The organism is Achromobacter sp. MFA1 R4 (genome assembly GCF_900156745.1).
Taxonomy (GTDB): domain Bacteria; phylum Pseudomonadota; class Gammaproteobacteria; order Burkholderiales; family Burkholderiaceae_B; genus Achromobacter.
In genome coordinates this window covers 3,545,198-3,557,900 of the sequence record NZ_LT707065.1, presented here as the reverse complement: position 1 = coordinate 3,557,900, position 12,703 = coordinate 3,545,198, and the positions used below count along the sequence as shown (strand labels likewise).

The following is a 12,703-nucleotide window of genomic DNA, read 5'->3' as shown; positions in this document are numbered from 1 at the left end:
CAGCGTCGGCGGCGTCAGGGAAATGCGCGCCCGGCCTCAGTGGCGGGCGGCGGTGTTGGAAGTCGTGGCGCCGTTGGCGGCGGGGCGGGCAGGCGCAGCCGACGCAGGCCGGGCGGCCGGTGCGGTGGCGCGTGCCGGCGCGGCAGACGCCGCGGGCTTGGGCGCGGTCTCGGCGGACAGCGAGGCACCGGCAGGCGGCTGGGTATTTTGCGGAAGGATGTGCACGAACACTTCCCCTTCGCGCATCATGCCCAGTTCCCCGCGCGCCCGCTCCTCGATGGCGCCGGAACCGCCTTCCAGATCCCGCACTTCGGCTTCAAGCGCGGCGTTGCGCGCGCGCAGGCCTTCATTGGTCTCGCGCTGCTCGGCCACCTGGCGTTGCAGATCCCAGACCTTGAACCACCCGCCCTTACCCAGCCACAGCGGGTATTGGATCAGGCCTAGCAGCACGAACAGCACCAGGAACAGCAGGCGCATACGCGGGAACCTCAGCAGTCGTGGCGTGGATGCGGCCCGGGCTGGGTGCCGGGGCCGCGCTTCTTATCAACGCAGGTTGTAGAAGGCTTCCAGGCCAGGATACGACGCGACTTCAGCCAGTTCCTCTTCGATGCGCAGGAGCTGGTTGTACTTGGCCATGCGATCCGAGCGCGACAGCGAGCCGGTCTTGATCTGCATGGCGTTGGTCGCCACGGCGATGTCGGCGATGGTGGAGTCTTCGGTTTCGCCCGAACGGTGCGACACGACGGCGGTGTAGCCGGCGCGCTTGGCCATTTCGATGGCGGCGAAGGTTTCCGTCAGGGTGCCGATCTGGTTGATCTTGATGAGGATCGAGTTGGCGACGCCCTTCTGGATGCCTTCACGCAGGATCTTGGTGTTGGTGACGAACAGGTCGTCGCCCACCAGTTGCACCTTCTTGCCGAGCTGGTCGGTCAGCAGCTTCCAGCCTTCCCAGTCGTTTTCGGCCATGCCGTCTTCGATGGAAATGATGGGGTACTTGTCGCACCACGTGGCCAGCAGGTTGGTGAATTCCTGCGAGGACAGCGAGATGCCGCCTTCGCCGGCCAGCGTGTACTTGCCATCGCGGTAGAACTCGGAGCTGGCGCAGTCCAGGCCCAGGGCGATCTGCGTGCCCGGCTCGTAGCCGGCTTCGGTGATGGCCTTCAGGATGAGCTGGATGGCGGCCTCGTGGCTGGGCACGTTGGGCGCGAAACCGCCCTCGTCGCCCACGGCGGTGGACATGCCCTGGCCGTGAATCAGCTTCTTGAGCATGTGGAAGACTTCGGCGCCCCAGCGCAGGGCTTCGCGGAAGCTGCCCGCGCCCACCGGCAGGATCATCAGTTCCTGCAGGTCGAGCGTGTTGTTGGCGTGCGCGCCGCCGTTGATGACGTTCATCATCGGGACGGGCATGCTCATGGGGCCGCTGCCGCCGAAATAGCGGTACAGGGACAGGCCCGATTCGTCGGCGGCGGCGCGGGCCACGGCCATGCTGGCCGCCAGGATGGCGTTGGCGCCCAGGCGTTCCTTGGATTCGGTGCCGTCCAGTTCGATCAGCGTGCGATCGACGAACGTCTGTTCCTGGGCGTCCAGGCCCATCAGGGCTTCGGAGATTTCCGTATTCAGGTTTTCAACGGCGCGCAGCACGCCCTTGCCCAGATAACGGCCCTTGTCGCCGTCGCGCAGCTCGATGGCTTCGCGGGCGCCGGTGGATGCGCCGGACGGCACGGCCGCGCGGCCCATGGCGCCGGATTCCAGCAGCACATCGCATTCCACGGTGGGGTTGCCGCGCGAATCCAGAATCTCGCGGCCGATGATGTCGACGATTGCACTCATGACTTTACATTCCCTGAACGATAAACATATTCATGACGGCCGCGCCTTCGCGGGCATTGCGGGCACGGCGGTACTGCCAGGAGTCGTAGAACGCCTGCGCCGCGGCCATGGACGGAAATTCCATGACGACGGTGCGGCCGGGTTCACGCCCCTCGAGGTGCTTGGACTCGCCGCCGCGCACCAGGACCTTGGCATCGTACGCGCGCATGGCGAGCGTGGACAGGCGCTTGTAGTCTTCGTACTGCGCGGGCTTGGTCACATTGACGTCGGCGATGAGATAGGCACTCATGGGGTTCCTTCAGAGCAGTGGCGTTGATTTCGGTCTGGCGCCGGATACGGCGCCGCCGCCAGTGTCGCGCAAGGCGCACGGGCGACGCATATCCGATGCTAATCGGTTGTATCCGAAAGAAGCGCCGCCGTATAGGGCGGCGCTGGGAAATCGGCCCGCGGCCCCGAGGATCCGCTTACGGAACTCGAGGCCGCGGACACGCATCAGGCCTCCTGGCCGCGGCGAGCCTTCTGCTCGATGGCGGCGCGGATGTAGCTGGAGAACAGCGGATGGCCGTCGCGCGGGGTGGACGTGAACTCCGGGTGGAACTGCACGCCCACGAACCACGGGTGGTTGGGCAATTCCATCATTTCCGGCAGGTTCTCGGTCGGGGTGCGGGCGCTGATCACCATGCCGGCTTCTTCGAGGCGCGGCACGTAGACGTTGTTGACCTCGTAGCGGTGACGGTGACGCTCGTTCACCTCGTCGCCGTAGATGGCCTGCGCGCGGGTGCCGGCCTTGATCGGCACGCGCTGCGCGCCCTTGCGCATGGTGCCGCCCAGGTCGGACGTCGTGTCGCGCTTTTCGACCTTGCCTTCGCGGTCCATCCACTCGGTGATGAGGGCGACGACCGGATGCGGCGCGGAGGGATCGAATTCCGTGCTGTTGGCGCCGCCCAGGCCGGCGACGTGGCGCGCGAACTCGATGACGGCCAACTGCATGCCCAGGCAGATGCCCAGGTAGGGCACGCCGTTTTCACGGGCGTAGCGGATCGCGGCGATCTTGCCCTCGGTGCCGCGCTTGCCGAAGCCGCCCGGAACCAGGATGGCGTCCAGGTGCTTGAGCTGGTCGGTGCCGCGGGTTTCGATGTCTTCCGAGTCGATGTACTCGATGTTGATCTTCGAGCGCGTGTGGATGCCGGCGTGGACCAGCGCTTCGGTCAGCGACTTATACGACTCGGTCAGGTCGACGTACTTGCCGACCATGCCGATGGTGAGCTGGTGCTCGGGGTGTTCCAGCGCCTCGACCAGGTTGTCCCACATGGACAGGTCGGCCGGCGGCGGGGTCAGGCCCAGGGCCTCGCACACGATGTTGTCCACGCCCTGCTTGTGCAGCATGGCGGGGATCTTGTAGATGGAGTCGGCGTCCCAGACGGAGATGACCGCGTCCAGGGGCACGTTGGAGAACATCGAGATCTTGGCGCGCTCGTCGTCCGGAATGGGACGGTCGGCGCGGCACAGCAGCGCGTTCGGGTAGATGCCGATCTCGCGCAGCTTCTGCACCGAGTGCTGCGTGGGCTTGGTCTTCAGTTCGCCGGCGGAGGCGATGAAGGGCACCAGCGTCAGGTGGACGAAGGCCGCGTTGTTGCGGCCCATGCGCAGGCTCATCTGGCGAGCGGCTTCGAGGAACGGCAGGGACTCGATGTCGCCCACCGTGCCGCCGATCTCGACGATGGCAACGTCGGTGTTGCCATTCCAGCCGGCTTCGGCGCCACGGGCGATGAAGTCCTGGATTTCGTTCGTGATGTGGGGAATCACCTGGACGGTCTTGCCCAGGTAGTCGCCACGGCGCTCCTTGCGCAGCACGGATTCGTAGATCTGGCCGGTGGTGAAGTTGTTCACCTTGTGCATGCGAGCGGAAATGAAGCGCTCGTAGTGGCCCAGGTCCAGGTCGGTCTCGGCGCCGTCTTCCGTGACGAACACTTCACCATGCTGGAACGGGCTCATCGTGCCCGGATCGACGTTGATGTAGGGGTCGAGCTTCAGCATGGTTACCTGCAAACCACGCGACTCAAGGATGGCGGCAAGCGACGCGGCGGCGATGCCCTTGCCCAGGGAAGACACCACACCGCCGGTGACAAATACGTATTTGGTCATCGTAATGAGCGCCCGGGACGAGCGGGCGCGTGCGGGAAATTTGGATTATAGCCGGGCGAGACGACTTGTTTGGGTTTTCCCCTAGCGCCCGTTGCGTAACATTTGAATGCACACGACACGTCCCTGCGGCGCGGCGTCGGCGCGGACGTGCTATGGTCGCTCCCTGTTTTCAGCCGCTGCCGTTCGCCAGCGCCCCCTGTTCATACGCCGCGCCGATGACCGACCTCGCCCGTCCTGCCCCTTCCCTCGCCTGGCGCATCGCCGTCGCCGCCGTGCTGCTGCGGCTGGCGTACACCGCGCTCGTGCAGGCCTATTCGCTGATGGGGCCTTCGCCCTACCTGGACCAGGTCCGGGAAAGCTTCACGCAGCCCCCGGTGCTGGCCCCGCTGCTAGCCAACGTGGCGTCCACCCTGCTGATCGTCGGCGTGGCGGCCTGGGGCGCGACGCGCCAGTGGCTGGCGCGCCACAATGCCAGCGCCGTCGACCAGCCGGGCAGGCTGCTCGGCACGTTTCTCGCCCTGCAGGCCCTATACACGCTGTGCCTGACGAGCGGCGTGGCCATCGCGCAGAATGCGATGCTGGCAACCCTGATCAAGAGCGGATCGCTGCTGGAGACATGGTTCGGGCTGGACATCGCCGGACGGTTCATCGCGATGAATCTCCTGATCCGCGTCGTCACCGTCCTGCTGGACATCATCGGGATCTGCCTGGCGCTGCGCATCGCGGCCTGGACGGCCGCCCCCGCCGGACCGCCCGGCAGCCCGGCCATGAAGCGGCGCGACGTTGCCTGGATTTGCGGCCTGACCGTCCTGGCCTGGCAGACGAGCGTGTCGATCATCCTGGGCGGCTATCTGCAGATGCAGACGCTGGACGCAGGCTGGGCGCAGTACGCGCTGGGCTACTGGGTGCTGCCCGTGGTCCTGCTGGCGCTGACCGTGCTGGTCTGCCTGAAGGTGCTGCCGCGTCCCCTGGAACGCCCCGGCATCGGCCGCGCCGTGGCGCTGGGCAGTGTTGCGTTCTGGTTCGCCCAGGCGTTGGGCATCGGACTGGGCCTGATCGTGCTGATGTCGATGACCTGGAACCAGCTCGCCTGGGCGGCCCAATCGCACGCCGCGGCCGGCCTGTCCCTGCTGGCCTACGGCGCGCTGCTGGCGCTGGGCTGCCTGGTGGCCGCACGCTGGCTCCACCGCCGCGACGGCGCGGCGGCACGGTAAACGGGGCCGCGCGCCCCGCCATGCAAAAGGCCGCGGCGCCATGCCCCGCGGCCTTCTTTTTTGGGCCGGCGTATCGGGAGGCCGGCGCTTCCGGCGGCCCCTTGCGCGACGTCAGATCGCGGCGCAGCGCCGCGTCAGCCAGTCCAGCGCCTCGCCCTCGACCAGCGGCGACAGGCGCTCGAACACCGTCTTGTGATAGTCGTTCAGCCAGTCGATCTCGTCCTCGCGCATCAGCGAAGGTTCGATGCAGCGCGTGTCGATCGGACACATCGTCAGCGTTTCGAAGCAGAGGAATTCACCCAGCTCCGAGGTCAGCCAGCTGCGGTTGGCGACGAGATTCTCGATGCGCACGCCCCAACGGCCCGGACGGTAGATGCCCGGCTCGTTCGAGGTGATCATGCCCGGCTCCATGGCCGTGTGCGGCCCCGGCATCGCGCGGTACGAAATGACCTGCGGCCCTTCGTGCACATTCAGGAAATAGCCCACGCCGTGGCCGGTGCCGTGGCCGTACTCCGCGCCGCCCTCCCAGATGGGCGCGCGGGCGATGGCGTCCAGCATCGGCGACGGCGTGCCGCGCGGGAACGACGCGCGCGACAGCGCGATCATGCCCTTGAGCACCAGCGTGAAATCGACCTTCTGGTCCGGGCTGGGCGTGCCGACGGCCACCACGCGGGTGATGTCGGTGGTGCCGCCCAGGTACTGGCCGCCCGAATCGATGAGCAGCAGGCCATCGCCTTCGATGGTGGCGTGCGATTCCGGCGTGGCGCGGTAATGCGGCATGGCGCCGTTGGCGTTGAAGCCCGCGATGGTGGCGAAGCTGGGGCAGACGTAGGCCGGCCGGCGGGCGCGCGCGGCCGTGATTTTCTCGTCGATGGTCAGTTCGGTGATGGTTTCCTTGCCCAGCGCGCCCTCGAACCAGGCGAAGAACTCGCACAGCGCCGCGCCGTCCTGCGCCATCGCCTGCCGCACGTTGGCGAGTTCGGCCTCGGTCTTCCTGGATTTCAGCAAGGTGGAGGGATTGATGGCTTCCACGCGCGGCACGCCCGGATCCATGGCATGGAACACCCCGCAGGTCACGCGGGCCGGATCGATCAGCAGCTTCTGGTCCAGCTCCAGCGAGGCCAGGGCGTCCGCGGCCTGCGCGTAGTCCGCGACTTGCACGCCGTCGGCGGCCAGGATGGCGCACAGGGCGTCGTCGATCTTGCCGTCCGCCACGAACAGGGTCGCGTGATCCAGGCCCACCAGTGCGTGGGCGACAAAGACCGGGTTGTAGTCCACGTCCGCGCCGCGCAGGTTGAACAGCCACGCGATGTCGTCCAGCGTGGAAATGAAATGCACGTCAGCGCCGTGCGCGCGCATGGCCTCGCGCACCTGGGCCAGCTTGTCGGCGCGGGTCACGCAGGCCTCGGGGGCCACGTGTTCGTAGATGGCCGCTTGCGGCAGGCCCGCGCGATCCGGCCAGACCTCGTCCAGCAGGTCCTCGCGGATCTCCAGCGCGGCGCCGGACGCGGCCACGGCGGCGGACAAGGCGCGGAAAGCGCCCAGGCCCAGCACCTGGCCATCTACGCCGATGACGTCGCCCGCCTTCGTGTTGGCGGCCAGCCAGTCCACGTGGCCCGGCGTCGTGGCCAGCGCGATCTTCATCAATTGCACGCCCGTGCCGGCGAGCTGCGCTTCGGCCTGCACCCAATAGCGGCTGTCCACCCACAGGCCGGCAAAGTCGGCCGTCACCACCAGCGTGCCCACCGAGCCCGTGAAGCCCGACAGCCAGCGCCGCCCCTGCCAGCGGGCCGGCAGGTATTCGGACAGGTGCGGGTCCGAGGACGGAACGATGTAGGCGGTCAGGCCGCGGCGGCTCATGGCCTGCCGCAGTTGGGCAATACGGGCGTCGGTGCTAGACATGGGAGGAAGGATCCTTAGCGCAACATGAAAGACATGGCGGCCAGGCTGTTCAACGTGCGGACGGCGGACTGCATGCTGTCCGTGGTGAACCGCAAGGTGACGCCGTCCACGCGTTCCAGCGTGGGCCACATGCAGAACAGGTCGGCCAGCGCCGCGCTCTGCGTCTGCAACCGGCATTCTATAGGGGCGGGAATGCGGAACGGAACGGCTTTCTTGTCGCCGCCGCGCTTGAAGTTGCGCACCGCGGCTTCGGCGGCCGCGGCAATCGCGCGGCGGGACGCGGCGGGCGACAGCGTCACGCCGCTGCCCTGGCCGTGCGCGACCTTGGTCTGCACCCACTCGGCGCCGGGAAAGGTGTCGCGGGTTTCCTCGATGAACACGTCATCGCCGGTGCCCAGGATGACGGGCACGCCCAGCTCGCCGGCCAGCGCGCCGTACAGGCCCGCTTCGCCAAGTTCCATGCCGTTGATGACGACGCGCGCGAACGCGAAGCTGTTGATGGTGTGGGCGAGGATGCCGCGGCCCTGCGAGCGCGAGTGGTAGCCGATCATGAAGACGGCGTCGCAGCCCTCTTCCAGCCCGCCCATCATGCCCAGGTAGCGCGGCTTGCCCAGCACCAGGCGCGCGCGTTCGTCCAGGCCGTCGGGCAGCAGGTTGCGAAAGCCGCCATGCGAGTCGTTGACCAGGATCTCTTCGGCCCCGCCCGCGATGGCGCCTTGCACGGCCGCGTTGGCCTCGGCGGTCATCCAGGCGCGGGCGCGCTCGTATTCGCCATTGCCGGCCCGGACCTGCTCGGCGTGAAAGACGCCAGCGACGCCTTCGATATCGGTGGAAATCAGGATCTTCATGAAATGCGCCTTCGAAATGTTCAGAATTCGGTGTCGGACAGCCACTGGCGCCACTCGGGCGCGGCGTGGCGGATGGAATCGCGGTGGTGGCCGTCGCGGCCGGTCACGCCCTCGGCGTGCCACAGCGCGGAAATGATGGCCTGTTCGCACGCCTCGGCGGCCGCCTCGAACAGCGGGTCGATGCGCGCCTCGTGCAGCATCGCGATCGCCGGCATGGGCGTTTCTGCCAACTGGGGAATCGTGTACGCGGTCGAGAAAGCCAGCGCGATGTCGCCGCTGCCATGCCCGAAGACCGAGCCCGTGCGCGCCAGGCCCGCCCCCGCGCGCAGCGACAGGCGGCGCAACTGGCGCGAATCCAGCGGCGCGTCGGTAGCCACCAGCAGGATGATCGAGCCCTTTTCGGGCGCGATCACGGCGTTCTCGCCCTGCTGCGCGATCCCCCGGTCGATCCGGTCCGCCAGCCGCCGGCCAAAGGGCCGCCCGGCCACCGTCAGGTTCGGAAGGCGGCCGAAGTTGGCCAGCACCAGCGCGCCGACGCTGTACCGCTGCCCCGGCTGGATCTGCGCCAGGCGCGAGGCCGAACCGATGCCGCCCTTGAACGAAAAGCACGACATGCCGCGGCCGGCGCCGACAGAGCCCTGTGCCACATGCCTGTCCGCCGCCGCCAGCGCCTCGGCATAGTGCGATTCCTGGATCGCCATCGCCTGGATGTCGTTCAGGTAGCCGTCGTTGCATTCGAAGACCAGCGGATTGACCGTCGCCAGGCCGCGGCCGATGCCCGGATTGGCCGCGACGGCGGCGCGGATCTGGGCATTGGCCACCGTGCCGACGCCAAAGGTGTTGGTCAGCGCGATGGGCGTTTCCAGCACGCCCAGCTCCTGCACCTGAACCAGGCCGGTGCTCTTGCCGAAGCCGTTCAGCACGGTGGCCGCGGCCGGCGTCTTGTCCAGAAAGGCATCGCCGCCATGCGTGCGCACGACGGTCACGCCGGTCTGCAGCGGGCCATCGGCCAGCGTGCAGTGGCCGACGGTGATCTCACCCACGTCGCAAAGGGAGTCCAGCGGCCCCGAGGGCAGGACGCCGATACGGGGAATGTCCAGCGCTTGTTTGTCCATGTTCGTCTACGTGTCGCCACGCTCCAGAATGCAAAACGCCGCCACCCTGGGTCCGGGACACGCGCGGGCAAGCGCGTGGCGGACGGAGGCGGCGGCGGAAAAATCGCCCTCCACGCCGGCCCTCGTGGGAGGCTCCGGCGGCAGGTTTACTTGCGGTCGATCTTGGGGTCCAGCGCGTCGCGCAGGCCGTCGCCCAGCAGGTTGAACGCCAGCACGGTCAGGAAGATCGCCAGCGCCGGGAAGATCGCCACGTGCGGCGCGATGACCATGTCGGCGCGGGCTTCGTTCAGCATGGCGCCCCACTCCGGCGTGGGAGGCGAAGCGCCCATGCCCAGGAACGACAGGCTGGCGGCGGTGATGATCGAGGTGCCGATCCGCATCGTGCCGTACACCACGATGGGCGAGATCGTGCCGGGCAGGATGTGGCGCATGATGATCGTCCAGTCGGACGCGCCCACGCTCTTGACCGCCTCGACGTAGGTCATCTGCTTGATCGACAGCGTGTTGCCGCGCACCAGGCGGGCAAACGCGGGCACGCTGAACACGGCCACGGCGACGATCACGTTGACCATGCTGGAACCCAGGATGGCGACCACGCCGATGGCCAGCAGCATGCCCGGGAAGGCCAGCAGCACGTCGGAGATGCGCATCGTGATGCGCTCCCACCAGCCCTCGTAGTAGCCCGCCATCAGGCCCATGAAGGTGCCGACGATGGCGCCCATGGCGACCGACAGGAAGCCGGCGGCCAGCGAAATGCGCGCGCCCATGATGATGCGGCTGAAGATGTCGCGGCCCAGCGAGTCCACGCCCAGCCAGTGGGTCATGGACGGGCCGGCGTTCAGCGCGTCGTAGTCGAAGAAGTTCTCCGGGTCGAACGGCACGATCCACGGCGCGAAGACCGCGACGATGACCAGCAGCAGGACGAAGAGGCCCGCGCCCACGGCGAGCTTCTGCTTCTTGAATTTGCGCCAGAACTCGGTGGCGGGCGTGCGCACGTCGTTCTTGGGAACGGCGGCAATGGTCGCGGCGGGTGTCGTATTGCTCATGGCCGCCTCACTTGTAACGGATGCTGGGATTGATGACGCCATAGAGCACGTCGACAATCAGGTTGATCAGGATGAATTCCAGCGAGAACAGCAGCACGAGGCCCTGGATCACCGGATAGTCGCGCTGGGTCACGGCGTCCACCAGCAGGCGGCCGAGGCCGGGCCAGTTGAACACGGTCTCGACCACGATCGAGCCGCCCAGCAGGAAGCCGAACTGCAGGCCCATCATGGTCACGACGGGAATCAGCGCGTTGCGCAGCGCATGCTTGATGATGACGCGGCGCTCGGACAGCCCCTTGGCGCGGGCGGTGCGCACGAAGTCCTCTTGCACGACTTCAACGAACGACGCCCGCGTGAAGCGCGCCATCACGGCGGCCACGGCGGCGCCCAGCGTGATGGAAGGAAGAATGTAGTGTTGCCAGGTGGAAGCGCCCACGGTGGGGAGCCAGCCCAGGTTCACCGAGAAGATCTGCATCAGCATCATGCCCAGCGCGAACGCGGGGAACGAGATGCCGGACACCGCCAGCGTCATGCCGAGGCGGTCGGGCCAGCGATTGCGCCATACCGCCGACACGATGCCGATGACCATGCCGAAGACCACGGACCACACCATGCTGGCGATCGTGAGCCACAAGGTGGGCATGAAGCGGTCGGCGATTTCGGTCGAGACGGGGCGCTTGGTGCGCAGCGAGGTCCCGAGGTCGCCTTGCAGCATGTGGCTGAAATAGCGCACGAACTGCTGCGGCAGGGGCTGATCCAGCCCGAGTTCCTTGCGCACGAGTTCGACGGTCTGCTGGTCGGCCTCGGGGCCCGCGGCCAGTCGCGCCGGGTCGCCCGGAAGCATGTGCACAAACAGGAACACGACCACGGCTACCAGCAGCAGCGTGGGGATCATGCCCAAAAGACGTTTGACGATGTAGGTCAGCATTGAAATTCCTGCAACATCGGCGGGGACACCGCGCCCCCGCCGTATGTGGCCTTACAAGGGCCCGTGGGCCCCGAGAGTTACTGCTTGGTTTACTGCTTCAGGTCGATGTCGCCGAACCAGAACGAGGTGTCCGGTTCCACGTACACGCCCGACAGGTTCTTGGACTTAACGTACAGGTTGTTCTGGGTCACCAGGAAGGCCCACGGGGCATCCTTCCAGATGGTTTCCTGAACGTTCTTGTAGATCTCGGTCTTCTTGGCGCGATCGGTGGTGGCCAGGGCTTGCTGGACGCCTTCGTCAACCGACTTGTTCGAGTAGTACGACACGTTGTTCAGCACCGGCGGGAACGCGGCGGTGGTCAGCAGCGGACGCAGGCCCCAGTCGGCTTCGCCGGTCGACGACGACCAGCCGGCGTAGTACATGCGGACCTTGGCGTCCTCGGGCTTTTGCACCTGCTGCACACGCTGCACGCGCTGGCCGGATTCCAGGACTTCCACGGAAACCTTGATGCCGACCTGGGCGAGCTGCTGCTGCAGGAACTGAACCACCTTCACCGAGGTGCCGTCGTTGTAGGCGGACCACAGCGTGCTTTCGAAGCCGTTGGGGTAGCCGGCTTCGGCCAGCAGGGCCTTGGCCTTCTTGATGTCATACGGCCACGCGCCGATCTTGTGCGCGTAGTCCACGCCTTGCGGCACGACGCCGTCGATGACGGTGGCGTAGCCCGAGAAAGCGACCTTGGCCAGCGCTTCCTTGTTGATGGCGTAGTTGATGGCTTCACGCACCTTGACGTTGTCGAACGGCTTTTGCTGCGTGTTCATCGACAGGTAGCGGGCCATGATCGAGTTCTGGTGATCGACCACGTCCAGCTTCTCGTTCTTCTTCAGCACGGCGGCCTGCTCGAACGGCACCGGGAACGCGAAGTGCGCTTCACCCGTCTGCACCACGGCGGCGCGGGTGTTGTTGTCGGTGACGGTGCGGAAGGTCAGCGTGTCGACCTTCGGGTAGCCCTTCTTCCAGTAGCCGTCGAACTTCTTGACCTTCAGGTATTCGGCCGGCTTCCATTCGACGAATTCGAAGGGGCCGGTGCCGACCGGGTGAAAGCCGATGTCCTTGCCATACTTGGCCAGCGCGGCGGGCGAGATCATCATGGCGGCCGGGTGGGCCAGCGCGTTGATGAAAGCCGAGAACGGCTTCTTCAGCGTGATCTTGACGGTCATCGGGTCGACCACTTCGGTCTTTTCGATGACGCTGAACTGGATGTAGCGCGACAGGCGGTTGTCCGGGTTGGCCGGACGATCGAAGTTGATCTTGACCGCTTCGGCGTTGAAGTCGGTGCCGTCATGGAACTTCACGCCGGGACGCAGCTTGAACGTGTAGACCAGGCCGTCTTCGCTGACGGTGTAGTCGGTCGCCAGGACCTTCTGGACCTTCAGGTCCTTGTCGAATTCGAACAGGCCTTCGTAGTAGGCCTTGCCGGCCGCCTGGTTCAGCGTGCTGTTGGTGTTGTAGGGGTCGAGCGTTTCCAGCGCGATGGAAACGGCAAACGTCACGTCCTTGGCGGCGTGCGCCATCGGCGCGGTGAGCACGCCGAAGGCCAACGCGGCAGCGGCCATCAGCTTGGTGGGGCGCAGAACTTTCATCATTGCAACTCCTGGTTCCAAAAAAAGGTCAACTA

The 12,703-nt window shown here is 66.7% G+C and carries 11 protein-coding genes; 1 reads left to right on the top strand and 10 read right to left on the bottom strand.

Annotation, left to right across the window (positions count from 1 at the left end; all coding sequences use genetic code 11):
• Positions 1 to 36 precede the first annotated feature (36 nt).
• The 4 genes from ftsB to BXA00_RS16185 all read right to left on the bottom strand — a co-directional run bounded on the left by ftsB (position 37) and on the right by BXA00_RS16185 (position 3,975).
• Positions 37 to 477, bottom strand: coding sequence for a cell division protein FtsB (gene ftsB / locus BXA00_RS16205; protein ID WP_076519432.1), 441 nt, complete (start codon positions 475 to 477; stop codon positions 37 to 39).
• Positions 478 to 543: 66 nt separating this feature from the next.
• The gene (gene eno, locus BXA00_RS16200; RefSeq protein WP_054429546.1) at positions 544 to 1,830 is read right to left on the bottom strand and encodes a phosphopyruvate hydratase; all 1,287 of its coding nucleotides are present in this window, start codon (positions 1,828 to 1,830) and stop codon (positions 544 to 546) included.
• Positions 1,831 to 1,834: 4 nt separating this feature from the next.
• Positions 1,835 to 2,119 (bottom strand): DUF1330 domain-containing protein, encoded by a 285-nt coding sequence (locus BXA00_RS16195; protein ID WP_076519431.1) that lies wholly within the window; start codon positions 2,117 to 2,119, stop codon positions 1,835 to 1,837.
• A gap of 203 nt (positions 2,120 to 2,322) precedes the next feature.
• Positions 2,323 to 3,975: a CTP synthase gene (locus BXA00_RS16185; protein WP_076519429.1), complete on the bottom strand. Its 1,653-nt coding sequence runs from the start codon at positions 3,973 to 3,975 to the stop codon at positions 2,323 to 2,325.
• A gap of 215 nt (positions 3,976 to 4,190) precedes the next feature.
• On the opposite strand from BXA00_RS16185, the gene BXA00_RS16180 reads away from it, so the two are divergent.
• Entirely contained in the window at positions 4,191 to 5,189 is a 999-nt protein-coding gene (locus BXA00_RS16180; protein WP_076521968.1) for a hypothetical protein, read from the top strand.
• 111 nt (positions 5,190 to 5,300) lie between these two features.
• On the opposite strand, the gene BXA00_RS16175 is transcribed toward BXA00_RS16180, so the two are convergent.
• From BXA00_RS16175 to gsiB, 6 genes are all read right to left on the bottom strand, one after another.
• Positions 5,301 to 7,091, bottom strand: coding sequence for an aminopeptidase P family protein (locus BXA00_RS16175; protein ID WP_076519428.1), 1,791 nt, complete (start codon positions 7,089 to 7,091; stop codon positions 5,301 to 5,303).
• A gap of 14 nt (positions 7,092 to 7,105) precedes the next feature.
• Positions 7,106 to 7,939, bottom strand: coding sequence for a M55 family metallopeptidase (locus BXA00_RS16170; protein ID WP_076519427.1), 834 nt, complete (start codon positions 7,937 to 7,939; stop codon positions 7,106 to 7,108).
• Positions 7,940 to 7,959: 20 nt separating this feature from the next.
• Positions 7,960 to 9,054: a P1 family peptidase gene (locus tag BXA00_RS16165; RefSeq protein ID WP_076519426.1), complete on the bottom strand. Its 1,095-nt coding sequence runs from the start codon at positions 9,052 to 9,054 to the stop codon at positions 7,960 to 7,962.
• A gap of 146 nt (positions 9,055 to 9,200) precedes the next feature.
• Positions 9,201 to 10,100: a glutathione ABC transporter permease GsiD gene (gene gsiD / locus BXA00_RS16160; protein ID WP_076519425.1), complete on the bottom strand. Its 900-nt coding sequence runs from the start codon at positions 10,098 to 10,100 to the stop codon at positions 9,201 to 9,203.
• A 7-nt stretch (positions 10,101 to 10,107) separates the two neighbouring features.
• A complete protein-coding gene (gsiC, locus tag BXA00_RS16155; protein WP_076519424.1) occupies positions 10,108 to 11,028 on the bottom strand; it encodes a glutathione ABC transporter permease GsiC in 921 nt (306 codons plus the stop codon).
• Between the two features lie 89 nt (positions 11,029 to 11,117).
• Positions 11,118 to 12,671 (bottom strand): glutathione ABC transporter substrate-binding protein GsiB, encoded by a 1,554-nt coding sequence (gene gsiB, locus BXA00_RS16150; protein ID WP_076519423.1) that lies wholly within the window; start codon positions 12,669 to 12,671, stop codon positions 11,118 to 11,120.
• Positions 12,672 to 12,703 lie beyond the last annotated feature (32 nt).